Annotated in this window: 16 protein-coding genes and 1 pseudogene; 11 read left to right on the top strand and 6 right to left on the bottom strand. The window is 56.6% G+C overall.

Translation table 11 applies throughout. The features are described from left to right. Positions 1-41: 41 nt before the first annotated feature. The 3 genes from BMW97_RS14550 to BMW97_RS14540 form a co-directional block, all read right to left on the bottom strand. Entirely contained in the window at positions 42-737 is a 696-nt protein-coding gene (locus BMW97_RS14550; protein WP_045908677.1) for a CidB/LrgB family autolysis modulator, read from the bottom strand. Continuing rightward, positions 734-1,129, bottom strand: coding sequence for a CidA/LrgA family protein (locus BMW97_RS14545; RefSeq protein WP_045908676.1), 396 nt, complete (start codon positions 1,127-1,129; stop codon positions 734-736). Before BMW97_RS14545 ends, BMW97_RS14550 begins: the two co-directional genes overlap by 4 nt. A 184-nt stretch (positions 1,130-1,313) precedes the next feature. After that, positions 1,314-2,024, bottom strand: a complete 711-nt coding sequence (locus BMW97_RS14540; RefSeq protein WP_045908675.1) for a type 1 glutamine amidotransferase — start codon at positions 2,022-2,024, stop codon at positions 1,314-1,316. 59 nt (positions 2,025-2,083) lie between these two features. Between BMW97_RS14540 and BMW97_RS14535 the strand changes: the two genes are divergently transcribed. The 8 genes and pseudogenes from BMW97_RS14535 (at position 2,084) to BMW97_RS14500 (ending at position 12,336) form a co-directional block, all read left to right on the top strand. Further along, entirely contained in the window at positions 2,084-2,860 is a 777-nt protein-coding gene (locus BMW97_RS14535; RefSeq protein WP_045908674.1) for an AraC family transcriptional regulator, read from the top strand. Positions 2,861-2,922: 62 nt separating this feature from the next. Then, entirely contained in the window at positions 2,923-3,855 is a 933-nt protein-coding gene (gene dusC / locus BMW97_RS14530) for a tRNA dihydrouridine(16) synthase DusC (protein ID WP_045908673.1), read from the top strand. 359 nt (positions 3,856-4,214) lie between these two features. Continuing rightward, the gene (locus BMW97_RS14525; RefSeq protein WP_254783057.1) at positions 4,215-5,504 is read left to right on the top strand and encodes a carbohydrate porin; all 1,290 of its coding nucleotides are present in this window, start codon (positions 4,215-4,217) and stop codon (positions 5,502-5,504) included. A 166-nt stretch (positions 5,505-5,670) separates the two neighbouring features. Beyond that, on the top strand, positions 5,671-6,504 hold the full coding sequence (gene licT / locus BMW97_RS14520) for a BglG family transcription antiterminator LicT (protein WP_023616723.1): 834 nt from the start codon (positions 5,671-5,673) through the stop codon (positions 6,502-6,504). Between the two features lie 29 nt (positions 6,505-6,533). After that, positions 6,534-8,494, top strand: a pseudogene (gene bglF / locus BMW97_RS14515) (PTS beta-glucoside transporter subunit IIABC); the annotation flags it as partial. A 12-nt stretch (positions 8,495-8,506) separates the two neighbouring features. Beyond that, positions 8,507-9,901, top strand: a complete 1,395-nt coding sequence (locus BMW97_RS14510; protein WP_045908670.1) for a glycoside hydrolase family 1 protein — start codon at positions 8,507-8,509, stop codon at positions 9,899-9,901. Positions 9,902-10,102: 201 nt separating this feature from the next. Continuing rightward, positions 10,103-11,521, top strand: a complete 1,419-nt coding sequence (gene mdtQ, locus BMW97_RS14505; RefSeq protein WP_090392960.1) for a multidrug resistance outer membrane protein MdtQ — start codon at positions 10,103-10,105, stop codon at positions 11,519-11,521. 50 nt (positions 11,522-11,571) lie between these two features. After that, positions 11,572-12,336 (top strand): SDR family oxidoreductase, encoded by a 765-nt coding sequence (locus BMW97_RS14500; protein WP_023615867.1) that lies wholly within the window; start codon positions 11,572-11,574, stop codon positions 12,334-12,336. Between the two features lie 429 nt (positions 12,337-12,765). Here the strand turns inward: BMW97_RS14500 and BMW97_RS14495 are convergent, their stop codons facing one another. Then, on the bottom strand, positions 12,766-13,338 hold the full coding sequence (locus BMW97_RS14495) for a DedA family protein (RefSeq protein WP_008500905.1): 573 nt from the start codon (positions 13,336-13,338) through the stop codon (positions 12,766-12,768). A 157-nt stretch (positions 13,339-13,495) separates the two neighbouring features. Between BMW97_RS14495 and BMW97_RS14490 the strand changes: the two genes are divergently transcribed. Together BMW97_RS14490 and pbpG are read left to right on the top strand one after the other, a co-directional pair. Continuing rightward, entirely contained in the window at positions 13,496-14,083 is a 588-nt protein-coding gene (locus tag BMW97_RS14490) for a Yip1 family protein (RefSeq protein WP_023312454.1), read from the top strand. A gap of 167 nt (positions 14,084-14,250) precedes the next feature. Continuing rightward, positions 14,251-15,174 carry a D-alanyl-D-alanine endopeptidase gene (pbpG, locus tag BMW97_RS14485; protein ID WP_090392958.1) on the top strand — a complete coding sequence of 308 codons (924 nt, stop codon included), beginning with the start codon at positions 14,251-14,253 and terminating at the stop codon, positions 15,172-15,174. Between the two features lie 96 nt (positions 15,175-15,270). Here the strand turns inward: pbpG and BMW97_RS14480 are convergent, their stop codons facing one another. Both BMW97_RS14480 and dld read right to left on the bottom strand, forming a co-directional pair. Further along, entirely contained in the window at positions 15,271-15,825 is a 555-nt protein-coding gene (locus tag BMW97_RS14480; RefSeq protein ID WP_045908666.1) for a GNAT family N-acetyltransferase, read from the bottom strand. A 112-nt stretch (positions 15,826-15,937) separates the two neighbouring features. Continuing rightward, the gene (dld, locus tag BMW97_RS14475; protein WP_045908665.1) at positions 15,938-17,686 is read right to left on the bottom strand and encodes a D-lactate dehydrogenase; all 1,749 of its coding nucleotides are present in this window, start codon (positions 17,684-17,686) and stop codon (positions 15,938-15,940) included. A gap of 189 nt (positions 17,687-17,875) precedes the next feature. Between dld and bglX the strand changes: the two genes are divergently transcribed. After that, positions 17,876-20,173, top strand: a complete 2,298-nt coding sequence (bglX, locus tag BMW97_RS14470) for a beta-glucosidase BglX (RefSeq protein WP_045908664.1) — start codon at positions 17,876-17,878, stop codon at positions 20,171-20,173. Positions 20,174-20,274: the final 101 nt, after the last annotated feature.

The raw sequence follows: 20,274 nt of genomic DNA, 5'->3' as shown, positions 1-20,274 counted from the left end.
TTATGAAATCAAAATGAAATTTGCGCGACGCATCGCAAATTTTAGCCCATCACCGCCAGAATAAGCGGGAAAATGAACGGGGCCAGCAGGGAGGTAATAATCCCGCAGATCACCAGTGCCAGGGAGCTAAACGCCCCTTCCTGATAATCCAGCTCCGCGCAGCGGGCGGTGCCCAGCGCGTGCGAGGCGGTGCCCATCGACAGCCCCCGAGCCGCCTTAGTATGAATACGCATCGCGTTCAGCAGGGTGTGGCCAAACACCGCGCCGAGAATACCGACGAAAATGACGCACATCGCGCTGATGGCCGGAATACCGCCGAGGCTGCCCCCAACCGCCATCGCGATAGGCGTGGTCACCGATTTAGGCAGAATAGAGGCGGCAATTTGCGGCGAGGCCCCCATCAACAGCGCCACCGACGTACCGGTGATCATCGCCACCAGGCTACCCACAAAACAGATGGTAATGATGGATTTCCAGCGGGCGCGGATCTGGTGCAACTGCTCGTATAAAGGAAAGGCGAGCGCCACGACGGCGGGTTGGAGCAGGTCGTTTAAGATTTTGCTGCCAGCAAAGTAGCGTTCGTAAGGAATGCCGGTGAGCAGCAGGAACGGAATAATCACCGCCATCGCCACCAGCAGGGGGTTCAGCAAGGGCATTTTGAAACGCGCGGCAAGCTTACGTGCGGCGAAGAACACAGCCAGGGTGAGCGGCAGCGACCACCAGATATTGTCCATCATTTTTTTGTTTTCTCCCCAATCACGTTACGTTCGCCATGCACCAGATGTGAACTCCAGCTCACCACCAGGAAAACCACCAGCGTACTGACCGCGCAGGAGACCACAATCGGGCCGAACTGGGCTTTGAGCAAATCAAAATACTGCATGACGCCCACGCCGATAGGCACGAAAAGCAGCGCCATATAGCGAATGAGGACGAAGCAGCCGGGGTTGACCCACTTTGCGGGCAGAATTTGCAGCGCCAGCAACACGAAGAGGATCAGCATGCCGATAATGCTGCCGGGGATGGTGATGGGCAGCAGCGACGCGATGAAAATCCCGGCATACAGGCAGGCGTAAATCAGGGCGAATGCGCGCAGATATTGCCAGATAATGTTCAATGATTTGCTCATGGTGAAAGTCCTTGCTGAAACGCATTCATCATACAATTAAACCTAAAAATGTGCCATGGATCACATCATGAATTTTGAGCATACCAGACATTCCGGAATGGAACGTCCGGTATCACCTTACCGGTGCAGGCTACAGTTTAGAGGAAAGGGATTGCGCTGGCGAAACGGCGTGCCAGAGAAGGTATCAGCGACAGGCTGTCAGTTTATCGAGAAAAGAAAACAGCACCTGGTTCATTTCGCGATAATCATGCGAGCGGAGTTTTTCCGCCGTTTCGACAAAACGGAATTCACCCGCGCGGCGGAGGTCACTCTGCGAATGCTCAATCAGCAACTCTACCACCTCCGGCGTCAGCTCCATATGGCACTGGAAACCGTAAACCCGTTCGCTGTATTGCACGATCTGGCGGGGACAGCCCTCGCTGTAAGCCAGAACCTTAGCCTGCGGCGTCAACCCAGGCATATCGTTATGCCAGTGACCGACGTTCAGCACGCTGCCAAAGTCCTCAAACAGCGGGTTCGCCTTGCCTGCATCTGTGAGCCTGACGGGAAATTTGCCGATCTCTTTTTCCGGGCTGTGGCAAAACGCTGCGCCCAGCGCTTCACCGATAAGCTGCGAGCCCAGACAAACGCCTATCACCGTTTTACCTGCCTCTATCGCGCGGCTGATGAGTGCCTTTTCCGCCTGCGCATCAAACCAGGGGCATTCCTCACGCGTGGTGGCGGGGGACTGCGGGCCTCCCATGATGATAAGCAGGTCTATGTTCTCCAGTTCCTCAGGTAACGAATCGCCCTGATACACTCTGGTGTAGCTCAGACTGCAGCCGCGACTTTTCCCCCAGATTTCATAGGCGCCAGGTGCCTCGAAATGTTCATGAATAATAAAATGGATGTGCATTGCGTCTCTCTCTGGTTACGTGTACAAGCAGCATCATAAGAGGAAGGGGGGAATGTGAAATGCCAACCGTTATCGATAAAACGCCAATTCACGACGATGCTATCGGATGGTCAAGAGGGGCAATTCGCTATACGCGCGGCGAAGTCGATCCGCCTCACCAGCATTCGCAGGGACAACTTTTGTTTGCCATCAAAGGGGTCATGCTGGTCGAAACCGGCAGCAAACGCTGGGTCATACCGCCACAGCGCGCGCTGTGGATCCCTCCCTTTCAGGAGCATACCTACAGCGTGTTATCCACAACGGAGCTGCGCGCGGTCTGGTTTAGCCCGGCGCTGATAGCGCAATGCGAGCCTTTTAAGCGGAAAGACGAGGTTCACGTGATTATGGCCACAGCGTTGTTCAAAGAGCTGATTGCCGGGCTGTTCAGCGCGGAATACCGGCCAGCCAGTCAGCGCAGCATGGCCGTTTTGCTGCTCGATATCCTCAGTGAAGCTCAGCAAATCTCGGCCGAATTACCGATTCCCGTGGATGAGCGCTTACATCGCATTGCCTGTGACATCATTGCCAACAATCTCTGGGATCTTTCTCTGGAAAGGCTGGCGGAACGGGCCGCGATGTCTGAACGCACGTTTTCACGCGCGTTTATCAACGATACCGGCTTTAGCTTCCGGGCCTGGCGACAGCGTGCAAGGATTTGTGCCTCGCTGGATCTGCTTGCCAACGGATACCCGGTAAAGCAGGTGGCCTGGATGCTGGGCTTTTCCGGCCCGGCGGCATTTGCGGCGGCGTTTCGCGCCATTGTTGGGGCAACGCCGGGTGACTTTCTGCCTGAATAGAAGCGCTTCCCAGCGATATAGAGAGCGGCTACTATAGCGCGTCTTTTTTCACAGGTACTGCTATGCGTGTTTTACTGGCCCCAATGGAAGGCGTGCTCGACTCCCTCGTGCGCGAGCTTCTGACCGAGGTGAACGACTACGATCTCTGCGTGACGGAGTTCCTGCGCGTGGTCGATATGCTGTTGCCGGTAAAATCCTTCTTCCGGCTTTGCCCCGAGCTGCACAACCAGAGCCGGACCTCTTCCGGCACGCTGGTGCGTATTCAACTGCTCGGCCAGTATCCGGAATGGCTGGCGGAAAACGCCGCCCGCGCGGTTGAGCTGGGCTCTTACGGGGTAGATCTCAACTGCGGCTGTCCGTCTAAGCTGGTGAACGGCAGCGGCGGCGGAGCGACGTTGCTGAAAGATCCTGAACTGATTTACCGCGGCGCGAAAGCCATGCGCGAGGCGGTACCCGCGCATTTGCCGGTGACGGTTAAGGTTCGCCTCGGGTGGGACAGCGATGCGCGGCAGTTTGAAATCGCCGATGCGGTGCAGCAGGCCGGCGCCACCGAGCTGGTGGTGCATGGCCGTACCAAAGAAGATGGCTACAAAGCCGATCGCATTAACTGGCAGGCGATCGGTGAGATCCGCAAACGCCTCACCATTCCAGTGATCGCCAACGGCGAAATCTGGGACTACGAGAGCGCGCAGGCCTGTCTGAACGCCACCGGCTGCGATGCGGTAATGATCGGCCGCGGCGCGCTGAACGTGCCTAACCTCAGCCGGGTGGTGAAATATAACGAACCGCGGATGCCGTGGGCAGACGTCGTCACGCTGCTGCAAAAATACAGCCGTCTGGAAAAGCAGGGCGACACCGGTTTGTATCACGTCGCGCGAATTAAGCAGTGGCTGAGTTATTTACGCAAAGAGTACGATGAAGCGCTGGGGTTATTTCAGGAGATTCGTACATTACAGACGTCGGCTGATATTGCGCGGGTGATTCAGTCCAAATAATAAGCGTTAAATTGCTCACACTTTTTTAAAACAGAAAACAGTTCCGGTTTTCAACGTGGCGCGACGGTGTTAAGGTGCCACTGTTTTCAACGCAGGATTGTTACTGGTTAACAGGCAAAACCTAAGCGTTTCACAGCATTTTCGCTGTGGAGCGCTTAGGTTTTTTTTTGCCTGTCGTTTACGCAGGAGAGTTATTTGGCTTAGCGCTTTTACTGATTTTTTAAAAAATGAATTCTCGACAGGAAATAGAAAAATTTCCTGCGGCCGGTTACGCACTCAATACTCAATCACAGGTTGTTATTATGGCATATAAAAATAAACTCTATGCGCTCGCCTTATTGGCGATATCCCCGCTGTCGATGGCGCAAGACTGGAACGGAACGGTATTAGGGTTTGAATCTCCGCCGGAGCCTGTTCTCGGCGAAATGCTCGGCATACGTAAAATCCTTAACGATAACGGTTTTACCTATAATCTCGGATATCTGAATGAAATTGGCTGGAACGGCGGCGGTGGATATAACCACGACTCCCACGTGGCCTATATTGACCAGTTCGCGCTGACCTTCAACCAGGATCTGGAGCGCTGGACCGGTATCCCGGACGCGCGTATTGAGGGGAACATCGTCAACCGCAACCACAATGACGATCTCACCACCAAACGCGTGCAGGATCCGCGCGTCAACTTCAACGATCTGACCCAGGAGAGCTGGGGCGGGCAGTCGATTACCCGTCTGGGCTGGCTGACCTTTGCCCGCAGCTTTGACGACCGGCGGCTGACCTGGCGCATCGGGATGATGAACAAGGTACAAACCTTCGATCAAATTATCCCCTGTGATTTCCAGCTGCTGTCCCAGTGCGGCGGAAAGTCAGCCAACTCGCTGACCTGGAACAACTGGAACGTGCACACCTGGGGCACCACGCTTGCGTATAAACTCACGCCGACGCTAACCCTGAAGGGCGGCGTGATGGAGCAGAATCCGCAGGCCGCCAGCCGCAGCCATGCATGGAGCTGGTCGACGAAGGGCAGCAAAGGGATCTTACTGCCGGTTGAAATCGAAGCGCGTCCGCTGATTAACGGCCTGCCGGGCGCGTACAACCTGGGCGTGGTGTTTACCAACGCGCCGCAAACCGATCTCTATCGCGGCAAATCGGGTGGGGCGGGGGCGACGGACCCGGACGGATTCGATACGCACAGCCGGACCTGGTTTATGTACGCCGGACTGAACCAGCAGCTAACGCAGCATCAGGATGATCCGAATCGCGGGTTGAGTACCTCGTTCAGCATGAGCCTTGCGGATCAGAGCAGTAACTACATGCACCAGGTTTACGCCGCCTCGCTGCGCTACCGCGGGCTGTTTGATGCGCGACCGGAAGACTGGATTGGCTTTGGCTTAACCTGGATTGATATGAGCAGCCAGTACGCCCGCAACCAGCGTTACCTGAACAGCCTGAGCGGCATAAGCGATTATGACAATCCGGCGTATCACCCGGTGCCGGGCCATTCCCTGAACGGCGAGTTTTACTACCGTTTTCGTCCGGTGTCATGGCTTGAACTGCAGCCAGGCATTCAGTACTGGCACCATCCCGGCGGGGTCAGCCGCACCCAGGATGCCTGGGTCACCGAGCTGAAAACGGTGGTGACCTTCTGATATCACCGTAGCAAGTTCGATCCGCGTCACGTTTCTGACGCGTGACGCATTGAGGCTACGAATGAAACTGTTAGAGTGCCAGAACTGGATTGTTACTGCTTAGGCAGGCAAAACCTGATTTTCTGGCATCTGCCGGAGGTCAGGTTTTTTTGTTTCTGGGGTTCAGATGAAAATCGCCAAGATACTCAATAATAACGTGGTGGTTGTTCAGGATGAGCGCGGGCGCGAACAGGTGGTGATGGGCCGTGGGCTGGCCTTTCAGAAGCGCGTCGGTGAAGCGCTGGATACCGCGTTGGTTGAAAAGGTGTTTGCGTTACAAAGCGATGAACTGGTGCGTCGGCTCGGAGAGCTGCTGAGTCAAATTCCGCTGGAGGTGATGACCACCTGCGACCGCATCATCGGGCTGGCGGCGCAGCGGCTGGGCAAGCTGCAGGAGAGCTTGTATATCACCCTCACCGATCACTGCTACTTTGCGATTGAGCGGCAGAAGAACGGGTTGGCCATCAAAAACGTGCTGCTGTGGGATATTAAACGACTGTATCCGAAGGAGTTCGAGTTAGGGCAGGAGGCGCGGGCCATTATCGCCAGACGCCTGAACGTCGAACTGGAGGAGGATGAGGCCGGTTTTATCGCCCTGCATCTGGTCACCGCGCAGCTGAACAGCGAAATGCCGGAGGTGATGCACGTGACGCGGGTGATGCAGGAGATCCTGCAGCTGGTGAAGTATCAGCTGCAGCTTGAGTATGACGAAGAGTCGCTCAGCTATCAGCGTTTTGTCACCCACCTGAAATTTTTTGCCCAGCGGATGCTCACCCGCACCGTGGTGGAAGATGACGATGTCTCGCTGCATACGGCAGTCAAAGACAACTACGCGAAGGCGTGGAAATGCGCCGAGAAAATCGCACAGCACCTGAACAAAAGCTATCAGCGTGAGCTGACAACCGAAGAAATTATGTTCCTCGCCATTCATATCGAGCGGGTGAGAAAAGAGGGGCGTTAAGCCTCAAACAGGATTGTTACTGCACTACGCAGGCAAAACCTGAGCGCGGCCTTCGTCAGAAGGCCGTTCTCGGGTTTTTTTATTTTTTGTACTCAGTCAACAGGTGCCTGCGGGCATCGGATGTAAGGAAATCGAGATGGAATACCAGGCTTTAGCGAAGGATATTCTCGGCCACGTTGGCGGAAAAGAGAACATCGTCAGTCTTGTGCACTGTGCAACCCGGCTTCGCTTCAAACTGAAAGACAATCAACGGGCGGATGCGGAAGGGCTCAAGAAAAATCCGGGCGTGATCATGGTGGTCGAAAGCGGCGGCCAGTTTCAGGTGGTGATTGGCAACCACGTGCATGACGTCTGGCAGGCGGTGCGCAATGAAGCAGGTCTTACCGATGACGCCCCTGTCGTGGAAGAGAAGGGTGAAAAGGGTAACCTGTTCGGCCGTCTGATTGACATCGTCTCCGGGATCTTTACCCCGTTTATCGGCATTCTGGCCGCGTCCGGTATTCTGAAAGGGCTGCTGGCGCTGGCCGTGGTGTGCGGCTGGCTCACGACCGGGAGCGGCACGTATAAAATCTGGTTTGCTGCCAGCGACGCGCTGTTCTTCTTCTTCCCGCTGGTGCTGGGCTATACCGCCGGGAAAAAGTTCGGCGGAAACCCATTCATTACCATGGTGATCGGCGGGGCGCTCACCCATCCGGTAATGATTGCGGCGTTCAACGCCAGTCAGCAGCCGGGCGCGGTGTCGGAAGCCTTTTTGGGCATTCCCGTCACCTGGTTCAACTACAGCTCGTCGGTGATCCCGATTATTCTCGCCGCGTGGGTGAGCTGCTGGCTGGAAAAGCAGAGCACCAGGCTGCTGCCTTCCTCAATGAAAAACTTCTTCGCGCCGCTGATCTGTCTTGCCGTGACCGTGCCGCTGACTTTCCTCGTTATCGGGCCGCTGGCGACCTGGCTGAGCCAGATGCTGGCGAACGGCTATCAGAGTATTTACGTTCTGGCACCGTGGCTGGCGGGCGCGGCGATGGGCGCGCTGTGGCAGGTCTGCGTCATTTTTGGCCTGCACTGGGGGCTGGTGCCGCTGATGATCAACAACCTGGCGGTGCTGGGGCATGACTCCATGCTGCCGATGCTCTTGCCTGCGGTGTTCGGCCAGGTGGGGGCGGCACTGGGCATTTTCCTGCGTACCCGCGATGCGCGTCAGAAAATGCTGGCCGGTTCATCCGTGACGGCAGGGTTTTTCGGTATCACCGAACCCGCAGTGTATGGTGTAAACCTGCCGCTGCGTCGTCCGTTTATTTTTGGCTGCGTGGCAGGCGCTATCGGCGGAGCGATTGTCGGCTTTAGTGACACCCACGTTTACTCTTTCGGCTTCGCCAATATCTTTACTGTCGCCCAGATGATCCCGCCGGGCGGCGTGGACGCCACGCTGTGGGGCGGCATTATCGGTACGGTGGTGGCGCTGGTACTGAGCTGCGGCCTGACGCTGGTCGCCGGTATGCCAGGAAACACCGCGACAGAAGGGGGGGTCACCGCGAGCGAAAACGATGTGCTATCACCGATGACCGGTACCGTTCTTGCGCTCGACCAGGTGCCGGATACCACCTTTGCCAGCGGCCTGCTGGGCAGCGGCGCCGCGGTTATTCCCTCCGATAACAAAGTGGTTGCCCCGTTTGCTGGCGTGGTGGCCTCGCTGTTCCAGACCAAACACGCCATCGGCCTGCTCAGTAACAGCGGAATCGAAGTGTTGATCCATGTGGGTATCGACACCGTGAAGCTCGACGGCAAGCCGTTTACCGCCCATGTGAAGGTCGGTGACACGGTGCAACCCGGCGATCTGCTGCTGGAGTTTGACCGACAGGCGATTATCGATGCCGGATACGATCTGGCGACCCCGATTATTATCAGTAACAGCGATGAGTATCGCGACGTGGTGACCGTGGCGGCAACGTCCGTCAATGCTGGTGCGCCGTTACTCAGCGTAAGCCATCAATAACAGGAGAACGTGATGAAAACTTTCCCGGACGATTTTTTATGGGGCGGCGCGGTTGCCGCGAATCAGGTAGAGGGCGCGTATCTGGAGGAGGGGAAAGGGCTGTCCACCTCTGACGTTCAGCCGCAGGGGGTCTTCGGCCCGGTGGTTGAGCGCGTGGCGGGCGACAGCGGCATCAAGGATGTTGCCATCGACTTCTATCATCGCTATCCGGAAGACATCAAACTGTTCGCGGAGATGGGCTTTAGCTGCCTGCGCGTCTCCATTGCCTGGACCCGCATTTTTCCGAACGGCGACGAGCAGCAGCCGAACGAGGCGGGGCTGGCGTTTTACGACCGGCTGTTTGACGAGCTGGCCGCGCACAACATTACCCCGCTGGTGACGCTGTCGCATTACGAAATGCCGTGGGGGCTGGTGAAGCAGTACGGCGGATGGGGCAGCCGCCAGACTATTGGGTTCTTCGAGCGCTACGCCCGTACCGTGTTTGCGCGCTACAAAGAAAAGGTCAAGCTCTGGCTGACCTTCAACGAGATCAATATGTCTCTGCACGCGCCGATGACCGGCGTGGGCCTGCCGGAAACCAGCAGCAAAGGCGAAGTGTATCAGGCGATCCACCATCAGCTGGTGGCCAGCGCACTGGCGGTGAAGGCCTGCCATGAGATCGTTCCTGATGGCAGAATTGGCAATATGCTGCTGGGCGGTCTGATGTATCCGCTGACCTGCAAGCCGGAAGATGTTCTGGAGACGCTGCAGGAAAACCGCGCCTGGCAATTCTTTGGTGACGTACAGTGTCGCGGTGCCTACCCGGGGTATATGCAGCGCTTCTTCCGCGACAACGGTATTCAGCTTGAGGTCACGGACGCCGACCGCGAGGCGCTGAAATCGACCGTCGATTTTATCTCCTTCAGCTACTACATGACGGGCTGTGTCACCGCGGACGACGCCCTCAATCAGCAGGCGCGCGGCAACATCCTGAGCATGGTGCCAAACCCGCATCTGGCCAGTTCCGAATGGGGCTGGCAGATTGACCCCATCGGCCTGCGTACCCTGCTAAACGTGCTCTGGGATCGCTATCAGAAGCCGCTATTTATCGTGGAAAATGGTCTGGGAGCGAAGGATAAACCGGACGCGGACGGCACGGTGCAGGATGACTACCGCATCAGCTACCTTAACGACCATCTGGTGCAGGTGCGTGAAGCGATCGAAGACGGCGTTGAGGTGATGGGCTATACCAGCTGGGGCCCAATCGACCTGGTGAGCGCATCAAAAGCTGAACTCTCTAAGCGCTACGGCTTTATTTACGTCGATCGCGATGACAGTGGAAAAGGTACGCTGGCGCGCAGCCGCAAGAAAAGCTTCTACTGGTATAAAGAGGTTATTGCGACAAAAGGCGCGTCGCTGAAAGTTTAATAACGCGATCAACCTGACAGGGGATGTTCATGCTGTCGGGTTGATTATTTTTTATTTGCATAATTAAATTTAAATAATAATTTCGGTGAATGCTTTTCCGTATATTTAAATCTATGACAATTTACGCTTTGCCACGCATTACTAAAAAAACAAACAGAATCAAGCGTAATTTGCGCCTTTATTTTTTGAGTATATGGCGTAATGAAACGTTCTTTTATTTTATCTCTGAGTGTTCCCTTTGCATTTATTCTGGCTGCCTGCGCGCCTGAACATGCCACGGTATCTCCCATTAAAACGCAAACCATGGCGGCGTCGGTAAAGACGGTTCTGGCTCATCAGGACTGGCCGAAAAATGAGTGGTGGAAAGCATATAACGATCCCGAACTTAATTCGCTGATTGCGAAAGCATTAATCGATGCGCCGGATATGCAGATTGCCCGTCAGCGCATTACGCTCGCTGAAGCCCAGGCCAAAGCGGCTATGGCTGCCGACGGTCCGCAGATCGATTTTTCAGCGGATGCTGAACGCCAGAAAATGTCCGCCGAAGGGCTGATGGGGCCCTTTGCCATTACCGACCCGGCGGCAGGAACAACCGGGCCGTGGTACACCAACGGCACCTTTGGCCTGAGTGCTGGCTGGGATCTCGATCTGTGGGGAAAAAATCGTGCGCAGGTCGAAGCCCGGATAGGCAAAGTGAATGCGCAAAAAGCGGAGCTGGAGCAGACCCGTCAGCTGCTGGCCAGCAGCGTGGCACGGCTTTACTGGGAATGGCAAACGCAGGCCGCCGTGGGGGAGGTCCTCGCGCAGATCAAACATGAGCAGGACAATATTATCGGCGCCGACCGCGAGCTGTATCAACACGGCATCACCTCCTCCGTGGAGGGCGTCGAAACGGACATCAACGCCAGCAAAACCGAAGAGCAGCTGGCCGGGGTCAACGGGAAGATGAAAGCAATAGAGGCGCGCCTGGTCGCGCTGACCAACGCCCCCTCCGTGAAGCTGACGCGGCACGCCCTGCCGACGGTGGAAGCCTCGTTACCGTCGACGCTCGGCTATGAACTGCTGGCACGCCGCCCGGATCTTCAGGAGGCGCACTGGTATATCGACGCCTCCATGAGCGAGGTGGAAGCCGCCAGAGCAGCGTTCTATCCTGACGTGAACCTGATGGCGTTCTTACAGCAGGATGCCCTCCACCTGAGCGATCTGTTCCGTTCATCCGCGCAGCAGATGGGCGTGACCGCCGGGTTGACGCTGCCAATTTTTGACAGCGGCAGGCTGAACGCCAGCCTGGATATCGCCCAGGCGCAGAACAATCTCTCGGTTGCCAACTACAACAAAGCGGTAGTGGAGGCCGTCAATCAGGTGGCACGCACGGCCAGCGAAGTCGAAACGCTAATGGCGAAGAACAGCCATCAGCAGCAGGTTGAAAAAGATGCGGCACGGGTCGTGGCGCTGGCTCAGGCGCGTTTCAGCGCGGGGATTATTGCGGGCTCCCGGGTCAGTGAAGCCAGAATACCGGCCCTCAAAGAGCACCTCGAAGGCGTGCTGCTGAAGGGGCAATATGTCGACGCTACCCTGCAGCTGACCTCGGCGCTGGGCGGCGGCTATCATCATGGCTAAAAAAGGCCATTATCTATACTTACCTCTTTGCAGTTTTTCAGGAGGTGAGTATGACCAGAGTAGCGATTGTGACCGCATCGGATTCCGGGATTGGGAAAACCACGGCCCTGATGCTGGCTGAGCGCGGGTTTGATATTGGCGTCACCTGGCACTCGGATGAGAAAGGGGCGCTGGAAACCTGCCGCGAAGTCGAAGCGCAGGGGCAGCGTGCGGAGGCTATCCATCTTGATTTAAGCACGCTGCCGGAAGGTGCTGAGGCCATTGAAACGCTGATTGCGCGTTTTGGTCGGCTGGACGTGCTGGTCAATAATGCAGGGGCGATGACCAAAGCGCCGTTCCTCGAGATGCCGTTTGACGACTGGCGAAACATTTTCACCGTCGACGTGGACGGGGCGTTTCTCTGTTCACAGATAGCCGCAAGGCAGATGGTGAAGCAGGGGGAAGGGGGGCGGATTGTGAACATCACCTCGGTACATGAACACACGCCCCTGCCGGAGGCCAGCGCCTACACGGCGGCGAAACACGCGCTCGGCGGGTTAACCAAATCCATGGCGATGGAGTTGGTTAAGCACAACATTCTGGTGAACGCCGTCGCGCCGGGTGCCATTGCCACGCCAATGAATGACATGGACGACAGCGAAGTGAAGGAAGGCTCAATGCCGGAAATCCCGCTGGCAAGGCCGGGCCATACGAAAGAGATTGCCAGCCTGGTGGCGTGGCTGTGTGACAGCGACGCCAGCTATACAACAGGGCAATCGTTTATCGTCGACGGGGGCTTTATGCTGGCGAACCCGCAGTTTAAGCCGGAGGGGTAGTAACCTTTCTCCCTCTCCCTTGAGGGAGAGGGCTGGGGTGAGGGGGAACATACGACTGTAGTGGTCATTCCGTTCACTTCATGTTCTTTGCTACTCTGTAACGACATGGCCGGTGAACGTGCCAGGGTGGCTCAATCGCCACCACCCTGGCGACCCGGGCTCCCGGCGGTAAATCGCCGCTTCGCGGTACCCTCAGCTTATTCCTTCAGGCTATCGGGTCGGGCATGAGCCTGCATCCCTGCAGGCCACGCCCTCTCGGCGCATCCCTGCGCCTCGCCCCGGCCCTACGGAAACGCCTCGGCGATTTACAGCCGGACCAGGGCGTCGCTGTAAGTCATTAATTTACCTGAAGCAGTGTTCATCGCTTCAGGTAAAAAAATTACTGGGGAACCCTCAGCCCTGTGGGTGAGGGCATCAGGCTGAACCAGGCTACTCCTCATCCCGCGTCTTTTCCCGATGCTTCAGCCACAGTCGAACTGCAATCACCGCCACGACCACCAGAATCAACCACGCCCAGTGCTTCAGGTGCTGGTCGAGATTATGCAGCCAGGGCGCAATCACTTCGCCCCCTACATAACCGAGTGTCGTAAAGATCAGCGCCCAGGCAATCGCGCCCACAATATTGAGCGGCAGAAAAATTTTGGGCGGCAGATGGCTGGCGCCAATCAGTATCGGCCCGATAATGCGAAAGCCATACATAAAGCGGGTGCCAATGACGAACAGATAGGGATGACGTTGAATGAGCCGCTGAGCGCGGCGGATTTTCTTCTGATGCTTTGCGAAACGCTTTAGCAGCGTTGGTCCAAAGCGCAGCCCCAGAAAGTAGAGCAGCTGATCGCCTATCATCCCGCCCAGCGCGACCGCGGCGACGACCAGCGGGAATTTCAGTAACCCCTGATGCGCGGCGACGCCCCCTAACAGCGTGATGGTTTCACCTTCTGCCACGCTACCGATCACCAGCGCGGCATATCCATATTGCTCAATGAGTGCGTTAATATCCATTACGTAACTGTTATCTCCCTCTGCGTGCCTCGTTTAATCATATACCCCATGAATCAACAGCGGGGAAATCAACGGAAATTTCCCACTGTACATAAAATAATCTAAAGCCTGCATTATACTTAAGGTATCGCTGACGGGCCGACAACAAGGGGGCGCTATGAACCATGTCTGGGGACTTTTCTCCCATCCCGATCGTGAAATGCATGTCATTAAAAGTGAGAACGAAACGGTCTCGCATCATTACACGCACCACGTGCTGCTGATGGCTGCGGTGCCGGTAATATGCGCTTTTATCGGAACGACACAAATCGGCTGGAACTTCGGTGACGGCACCGTGGTTCAGCTTTCCTGGTTTACCGGACTCTATCTGGCCATCGTCTTTTATGGCCTGATGCTGGCGGGTGTGGCGGTCATGGGGCGGGTCATTCACTGGATGGCGCGTAACTATCCGCAACGTCCATCGCTGGCGCACTGTATGGTCTTTGCCGGGTATGTCGCAACCCCGCTGTTCTTAAGCGGTATTGTTGCGCTTTATCCACTGGTCTGGCTGTGCGCGCTGATCGGTACTATTGCCCTCTTTTACACCGGTTATCTGCTGTATCTGGGGGTTCCAACCTTCCTGAATATCAATAAAGAAGAGGGCCTGAGCTTCTCCAGTTCAACGCTTGCCATCGGGGTGCTGGTGCTGGAGGCGCTACTGGCGCTGACGGTAATTCTTTGGGGTTATGGATACCGTCTCTTCTAAACGCACTGCATTGCTGGCGTAAATGCCAGCAATGCAGCATCTGTTCACGATTATCCTCTGGCGACAACGCCCGCTGACGGCTATGATGCCGAAGCCAGCCTGAGTTTATCCGTCGACCCAGGCGGTGTACGTTATGACGTGCGTGAATAATTATCAGAAGTCTCACCATGCTGAAATTCCGAGTCTCTTTACTTAGCCTGGCGCTGTTGCTGGGTGCGTCCGCTGCCGTGCCGGCCGACGCCAAAACGCCCGCGGTGACTGCTACCGCCGCTCAGCCGCAAATTGCTTCCGGCAGCGCGATGATTGTCGATCTCAACACCAATAAGGTGATTTACGCCAGCCATCCGGATCTGGTGCGACCGATCGCCTCAATTACCAAATTAATGACCGCGATGGTGGTGCTTGATGCCCATCTGCCGCTGGACGAAAAACTGAAAGTGGATATCAGCCACACGCCGGAGATGAAGGGGATCTACTCCCGCGTGCGCCTGAACAGTGAGATCAGCCGTAAGAATATGCTGCTGCTGGCGCTGATGTCGTCTGAAAACCGCGCGGCGGCGAGCCTGGCGCACCACTATCCGGGCGGCTACGACGCCTTTATCCGCGCGATGAATGCCAAAGCCAAAGCGCTGGGGATGAACAATACGCACTATGTTGAACCGACGGGGCTGTCGATCAACAACGTCTCCACGGCGCGCGATCTGACGAAACTGCTGATTGCCAGCAAACAGTACCCGCTGATTGGTCAGCTCAGTACCACCCGTGAAGAGATGGCGACCTTTGCGAACCCAGCCTATACGCTGCCGTTCCGCAATACTAACCATCTGGTTTACCGGGATAACTGGAATATTCAGCTAACCAAAACCGGCTTTACCAACGCGGCTGGACACTGTCTGGTGATGCGCACCGTGTTTAACGGTAAGCCGGTGGCGCTGGTGGTGATGGATGCCTTCGGCAAATACACGCACTTCGCGGATGCGAGCCGCCTGCGTACCTGGATTGAAACAGGAAAAGTGCAGCCTGTCCCGGCCGCGGCACTGACATATAAAAAGCAGAAAGCCGAGCAGATGGCGACGGCGCAGAACGATTAGGTAAAAGCAAAACGGTAACGCATGTTACCTTTTTTTATGTTTTCTCCCTCTCCCTGTGGGAGAGGGCCGGGGTGAGGGCACCAGACCGCACTGCGTTTATTCCGGCAGCGTCCAGTCACCGTCGTTGAGCGGGCGCTGCATAATCACCGTATCCCGCCAGTCTCCTTTCTTATAGCCTACGCTGCGCAGTTGACCGACAATCACGAAACCATGTTTTTTATGCAGGCGTAACGAACCGGCGTTGTTATTGCCATCTCCCACTACGGCAATCATCTGCCGCCACGGCCCTTGCTCGCAGCGTTCAATCAGCGCATCCATCAGTGCCGTGCCAAAACCGCGCCCGGTGATGCTGGCATCCACGTAAATCGACTCTTCCAGGGTATAGCGGTAGGCGTGTCGTGGTCGGTAAGGGGTGGCATAGCAGTAGCCCACCACAATGCCGCGGTACAGCGCGATAAGCCACGGTAAACCGTTCTCAGTCACGCTTTTCATACGTTGGCGCATTTCGTCAATGGTCGGGGGGACTTCTTCAAATGACGCGCGCCCGTGAAGTACATGCCAGGCATAGATCGCGGCAATGGCATGCACATCATCGGGAAGGGCGTCGCGCACTTCCAGCTCGGTCTCGGATAAAACATCAATAGCCGACATGATGTGCCTGCTCCTCGTTATCGAATGCCGGAGAAACGTTTCTCCGGCGATGAGCAGTTACTCTATTACGATTAAGGAGCGCTTAACAATCTCTCAAATTTGGCTGTAGGAATTAATCAGACGCTTGCGTTATGCGCTGCTCCGCGTCTTCGCTCTCTTTCCAGTATTTCTTCCGCGTTGTTTTACCGATGCCGGGATTCATGCTGTTTGTAGGGTCATTCTCGCGATAAAACTGCTTAAGTGCGTCAGGGGCTTTATAAAGATGTCCGACGTTGTGTTCCGCAGGATATTGTGCGCCACGTTCACGCAAAAGGGCGAGCATCTGCTCCTTCAGTTCGTGTGCATCGACCCCTTTTTTGACGATGTAATCCTGATGGAAGACATAGCACATAAAGTGGCCGTAATAGAGCTTATGCACCAGCTTGCTGTCGATTTCCGGCGGCAGGTGCTCAAACCACTCGGTGTCGTTTCGCCGCAGGGCGATATCCAGCGCCAGAATATCTTCCACCTCTTCGGAATGCACCGCCTGATATCGGATGGCGGCACCAGCGGCGGCAAAGCGGTGCAGAAACGCTTTGCTGCCCTCTTCAGGCGTACAGGCAAAGAAATCCCCTTCGGCGGTTTTGAAGAACTCGGTCAGCCAGGCCTGCGCTTCGGCGATCCCGTCTCCGGCCATTTTCAGCAGCAGGTGATGTTCGTACTTGTCGCGCCAGGTTTTCATTCTCTCCGGTAAATGCGCCGGGAAAACGTTGCCCAGCTTCTGCATAAAGCGGTCGGTGAAGTGGGGTTTGAACAGCGACACTTTCTCCAGCATCGCGTCGGTACGGCCCTTCATGGTGAAGAAGAACGGCATTTTGTCGGTGCCGAGCTTGTCGATCATCAGGAACGTGTCTTTGCCATAGCGCTCGGCGATGTCGTAAATGTCCCGGTGCATGTACTCGCCCGCCACCGGCAGATGGGTGAATTCGCCCAGAATATGACGGCGGATCTCCGTCAGAACCTCAGGCTGGTTGGTGCCGATGTAAAATACCTGCTGCTTTTTCTCTGCCGGGAACGTGTCGAGACGCACCGCAAAAACGGCCAGCTTGCCCGCGCAGCCGGAGGATTCAAACAGGCGATCCGGGTCGGCGTTATAGCGCGCAGGAGTGTCAGCATTGATATCGCGCACCCGGGTCACATAGTCATGGTCGTGCGCATGGCGGCCGTCGTGCTGAACGTCTTCGTCCTTCACGCGATCGTCGTCGAGCTTGCTGAGGATCTGTTCCGGCGTCACGCCAAGATCGATTCCCAGATGGTTCACCAGCGTCAGCTTGCCGTTTTCGTCAATACGGGCAAACAGCGACATCTCGGTGTAGGCGGGGCCACGCTGTACCAGCGAGCCGCCGGAGTTATTGCAGATCCCACCGACCACCGAGGCGCCAATGCAGGAGGAACCGATCACCGAGTGCGGTTCGCGGCCCAGCGGCTTAAGCGCTTTTTCGAGGGAGTAGAGCGTCGTGCCGGGGAACGCGAGCACCTGCTCGCCTTTATCCAGCAGATGCAGCTTGTCGAGTCGCAGGGTGCTGATAATCACGATGTCACGATCGTAATCATTGCCGTTCGGCGTAGAGCCTTCGGTCAGGCCGGTGTTGGCCGCCTGCATTAAAATAATCTTGTCGGCGGCGACGCAGGCGCTCAGCACGCGCCACAGCTCCAGCAGCGTGCCGGGGAAAACCACCGCCAGCGCCTCGCCCTGGCCGGAGCGGAAGCCCTTGCGGTAGCGGGCGGTTTTAGCCGGGTCGGTAAGCAGGTGAGAGGAGCCAACCAGGCGCGACAGTTCGTTAATAAATGTTTTGTTATCGTCAGTTCGAACAGAAGACATCTTCCACTCCTTGTGGTGGGGCAAATTTCTCGCTGTAAAGCATAGCGCGATTAACTGTTAAGCGGTCGAGTATTCACGAGAAAAATCAGAGAATAACCCTGCAACGATCGGAGGGTTTGTGGCACACTGCGCTTTTCGCACGGTATGGCCGAGATCGTCCGGCGGTTATTGATGAGAGAGTAAAACGACATGAAATGGCTATGTTCTGTAGGTGTCGCCGTCAGCCTGGCGCTGCAACCTGCGCTGGCAGAGGATTTGTTTGGCAATCACCCGCTCACGCCTGAAGCGCGGGATGCGTTTGTCACGGAATTGCTCAAGAAAATGACGGTCGATGAGAAAATCGGCCAGCTGCGTCTGATCAGCGTCGGCCCGGATAACCCGAAAGAGGCCATCCGCGAGATGATCAAAGACGGGCAGGTAGGGGCCATCTTTAATACCGTCACCCGCCAGGATATCCGCAAGATGCAGGACCAGGTGATGGATCTCAGCCGCCTGAAAATTCCGCTGTTTTTTGCCTATGACGTGGTGCACGGCCAGCGTACCGTCTTCCCCATCAGCCTTGGCTTAGCCTCCTCCTTTAACCTCGACGCGGTGAAAACCGTCGGGCGCGTGTCGGCTTATGAAGCGGCGGACGACGGCCTGAACATGACCTGGGCGCCTATGGTGGACGTCTCGCGCGATCCGCGCTGGGGCCGCGGCTCGGAAGGCTTTGGTGAAGATACGTATTTAACCTCCACGATGGGTAAAACCATGGTGGAAGCGATGCAGGGCAAAAGCCCGGCGGACCGCTACTCGGTGATGACCAGCGTCAAACACTTCGCGGCCTACGGCGCGGTGGAGGGCGGTAAAGAGTACAACACCGTCGACATGAGCCCGCAGCGCCTGTTCAACGACTACATGCCGCCATACAAGGCCGGTCTGGATGCGGGCAGCGGCGCGGTGATGGTGGCGCTGAACTCGCTGAACGGCACGCCTGCGACCTCTGATTCCTGGCTGCTGAAAGACGTGCTGCGCGACCAGTGGGGCTTTAAGGGCATCACCGTTTCCGACCACGGCGCGATTAAAGAGCTAATCAAACACGGTACCGCCTCCGACCCGGAAGACGCGGTGCGCGTGGCGCTCAAGTCCGGCATCAACATGAGCATGAGCGACGAGTATTACAGCAAATACCTGCCGGGGCTGGTGAAGAGCGGCAAAGTGACGATGGCGGAGCTGGACGATGCCACCCGTCACGTGCTGAACGTGAAATACGACATGGGGCTGTTTAACGATCCGTACAGCCACCTGGGTCCGAAAGAGTCTGACCCGGCAGATACCAATGCAGAAAGCCGCCTGCACCGCAAAGAAGCGCGTGACGTGGCGCGCGAAAGCCTGGTGCTGCTGAAAAACCGCCTCGACACGCTGCCACTGAAAAAATCCGGCACCATTGCCGTGGTGGGGCCGCTGGCCGACAGCAAGCGCGACGTGATGGGCAGCTGGTCTGCCGCGGGCGTGGCTGACCAGTCCGTGACCGTGCTGACCGGTATCAAGAGTGCCGTCGGTGAAAACGCCAAAGTGGTTTACGCCAAAGGGGCGAACATCACCAACGATAAAGACATCGTGACCTTCCTCAACCAGTATGAGGAAGCGGTCAAGGTCGATCCGCGCACGCCGAAGGAGATGATTGACGAGGCGGTGAACGCCGCGAAGCAGTCTGACGTCGTTGTCGCGGTCGTGGGGGAAGCGCAGGGTATGGCGCACGAAGCCTCCAGCCGGACCGATATCACCCTTCCGCAGAGCCAGCGCGATCTGATCGCCGCCCTGAAAGCCACCGGTAAGCCGCTGGTGCTGGTGCTGATGAACGGTCGTCCGCTGGCACTGGTGAAAGAAGACCAGCAGGCTGACGCCATCCTGGAAACCTGGTTCGCTGGTACCGAAGGCGGTAACGCCATCGCCGACGTGCTGTTTGGCGATTACAACCCGTCGGGCAAGCTGCCGATGTCCTTCCCGCGCTCCGTCGGGCAGATCCCGGTCTATTACAGCCACCTGAATACTGGTCGCCCGTACAACGCCGACAAGCCGAACAAGTACACCTCTCGTTACTTTGACGAAGCTAACGGCCCGCTGTATCCGTTTGGTTACGGCCTGAGCTACACCACCTTCAAGGTTTCTGACGTCAAAATGTCGTCGCCGAGCCTGAAGCGTGACGGCAACGTCACCGCCAGCGTTGAGGTAACCAACACCGGCAAGCGCGAAGGGGCAACGGTGATTCAGATGTACGTTCAGGATGTCACCGCGTCGATGAGCCGTCCGGTGAAACAGCTGCGCGGTTTTGAGAAGGTCAACCTGAAGCCGGGGGAAACCAAAACCATCAGCTTCCCGATCGACGTGGATGCGCTGAAGTTCTGGAACCAGCAGATGAAATATGATGCGGAACCGGGCAAATTTAACGTCTTTATCGGCGTGGACTCCGCCCGCGTGAATAAAGGCGAGTTCGAGCTGCTGTAACCTTTCCCTCCTTTGCCTCCCCCCGTCCTGCGGGGGAGGCGTCTTACCTTATGCTAAAAAGGCATTTTGACGGTTAATTCCGCCGTTTTAAGCTACGCTTT

This window comes from Enterobacter sp. NFIX58 (genome assembly GCF_900110475.1).
GTDB lineage: Bacteria > Pseudomonadota > Gammaproteobacteria > Enterobacterales > Enterobacteriaceae > Enterobacter > Enterobacter quasiroggenkampii.
This window is presented reverse-complemented; position numbering and strand designations above follow the sequence as displayed.

Excerpts from the sequence above, each read along its gene's own strand:
- BMW97_RS14550 (WP_045908677.1), bottom strand. The coding sequence starts at position 737 with ATGATGGACAATATCTGGTGGTCGCTGCCGCTCACCCTGGCTGTGTTC.
- BMW97_RS14545 (WP_045908676.1), bottom strand. The coding sequence starts at position 1,129 with ATGAGCAAATCATTGAACATTATCTGGCAATATCTGCGCGCATTCGCC.
- BMW97_RS14540 (WP_045908675.1), bottom strand. The coding sequence starts at position 2,024 with ATGCACATCCATTTTATTATTCATGAACATTTCGAGGCACCTGGCGCC.
- BMW97_RS14535 (WP_045908674.1), top strand. The coding sequence starts at position 2,084 with ATGCCAACCGTTATCGATAAAACGCCAATTCACGACGATGCTATCGGA.
- dusC (WP_045908673.1), top strand. The coding sequence starts at position 2,923 with ATGCGTGTTTTACTGGCCCCAATGGAAGGCGTGCTCGACTCCCTCGTG.
- BMW97_RS14525 (WP_254783057.1), top strand. The coding sequence starts at position 4,215 with ATGGCGCAAGACTGGAACGGAACGGTATTAGGGTTTGAATCTCCGCCG.
- licT (WP_023616723.1), top strand. The coding sequence starts at position 5,671 with ATGAAAATCGCCAAGATACTCAATAATAACGTGGTGGTTGTTCAGGAT.
- BMW97_RS14510 (WP_045908670.1), top strand. The coding sequence starts at position 8,507 with ATGAAAACTTTCCCGGACGATTTTTTATGGGGCGGCGCGGTTGCCGCG.
- mdtQ (WP_090392960.1), top strand. The coding sequence starts at position 10,103 with ATGAAACGTTCTTTTATTTTATCTCTGAGTGTTCCCTTTGCATTTATT.
- BMW97_RS14500 (WP_023615867.1), top strand. The coding sequence starts at position 11,572 with ATGACCAGAGTAGCGATTGTGACCGCATCGGATTCCGGGATTGGGAAA.
- BMW97_RS14495 (WP_008500905.1), bottom strand. The coding sequence starts at position 13,338 with ATGGATATTAACGCACTCATTGAGCAATATGGATATGCCGCGCTGGTG.
- BMW97_RS14490 (WP_023312454.1), top strand. The coding sequence starts at position 13,496 with ATGAACCATGTCTGGGGACTTTTCTCCCATCCCGATCGTGAAATGCAT.
- pbpG (WP_090392958.1), top strand. The coding sequence starts at position 14,251 with ATGCTGAAATTCCGAGTCTCTTTACTTAGCCTGGCGCTGTTGCTGGGT.
- BMW97_RS14480 (WP_045908666.1), bottom strand. The coding sequence starts at position 15,825 with ATGTCGGCTATTGATGTTTTATCCGAGACCGAGCTGGAAGTGCGCGAC.
- dld (WP_045908665.1), bottom strand. The coding sequence starts at position 17,686 with ATGTCTTCTGTTCGAACTGACGATAACAAAACATTTATTAACGAACTG.
- bglX (WP_045908664.1), top strand. The coding sequence starts at position 17,876 with ATGAAATGGCTATGTTCTGTAGGTGTCGCCGTCAGCCTGGCGCTGCAA.